Here is a 1,501-nt window from a genome sequence, read left to right as displayed (position 1 = left end):
CTGAGGACAAGCCCTCGGCCTATTAGTACCGGTCAACTCCACCCCTCACAGGGCTTCCATATCCGGCCTATCAACCCAGTCGTCTACTGGGAGCCTTACCCTCTCAAGGAGGTGGGAGTGCTCATCTCGAAGCAGGCTTCCCGCTTAGATGCTTTCAGCGGTTATCCCTCCCGAACGTAGCCAACCAGCCATGCCCTTGGCAGGACAACTGGCACACCAGAGGTTCGTCCGTCCCGGTCCTCTCGTACTAGGGACAGCCCTTCTCAACACTCCTACGCGCACAGCGGATAGGGACCGAACTGTCTCACGACGTTCTAAACCCAGCTCGCGTACCGCTTTAATGGGCGAACAGCCCAACCCTTGGGACCTACTCCAGCCCCAGGATGCGACGAGCCGACATCGAGGTGCCAAACCATCCCGTCGATATGGACTCTTGGGGAAGATCAGCCTGTTATCCCCGGGGTACCTTTTATCCGTTGAGCGACGGCGCTTCCACAAGCCACCGCCGGATCACTAGTCCCTACTTTCGTACCTGCTCGACCCGTCAGTCTCACAGTCAAGCTCCCTTGTGCACTTACACTCAACACCTGATTGCCAACCAGGCTGAGGGAACCTTTGGGCGCCTCCGTTACTCTTTAGGAGGCAACCGCCCCAGTTAAACTACCCACCAGACACTGTCCCTGATCCGGATCACGGACCCAGGTTAGACATCCAGCACGACCAGAGTGGTATTTCAACGGCGACTCCACCATGACTGGCGTCACGGCTTCAAAGTCTCCCACCTATCCTACACAAGCCGAACCGAACACCAATATCAAGCTATAGTAAAGGTCCCGGGGTCTTTCCGTCCTGCTGCGCGAAACGAGCATCTTTACTCGTAATGCAATTTCACCGGGCCTGTGGTTGAGACAGTCGAGAAGTCGTTACGCCATTCGTGCAGGTCGGAACTTACCCGACAAGGAATTTCGCTACCTTAGGATGGTTATAGTTACCACCGCCGTTTACTGGCGCTTAAGTTCTCAGCTTCGCCACGACGAATCGTGACTAACCGGTCCCCTTAACGTTCCAGCACCGGGCAGGCGTCAGTCCGTATACATCGCCTTACGGCTTCGCACGGACCTGTGTTTTTAGTAAACAGTCGCTTCTCGCTGGTCTCTGCGGCCACCACCAGCTCAGGGAGCAAGTCCCGTCACCAGCAATGGCCCCCCTTCTCCCGAAGTTACGGGGGCATTTTGCCGAGTTCCTTAACCACAGTTCACCCGAACGCCTCGGTATTCTCTACCTGACCACCTGAGTCGGTTTGGGGTACGGGCCGCCATGAAACTCGCTAGAGGCTTTTCTCGACAGCATAGGATCATCCACTTCACCACAATCGGCTCGGCATCAGGTCTCAGCCTTAATGTGAGGCGGATTTGCCTACCTCACGGCCTACACCCTTACCCCGGGACTACCACCGCCCGGGCTGGACTACCTTCCTGCGTCACCCCATCGCTCACCTACT

Annotated in this window: 1 rRNA gene; it reads right to left on the bottom strand. The window is 56.8% G+C overall.

Features of this window, described 5'->3' with window-relative positions:
- Positions 1–2 precede the first annotated feature (2 nt).
- Positions 3–1,501: ribosomal RNA gene (locus ACFV4P_RS35895) — 23S ribosomal RNA — on the bottom strand; the annotation flags it as partial.

The sequence above is a fragment of the Kitasatospora sp. NPDC059795 genome (genome assembly GCF_042732175.1).
Lineage (GTDB): Bacteria > Actinomycetota > Actinomycetes > Streptomycetales > Streptomycetaceae > Kitasatospora.
The sequence above is the reverse complement of the archived record's forward strand: the minus strand, read 5'-3'. Positions and strand labels throughout refer to the sequence as shown.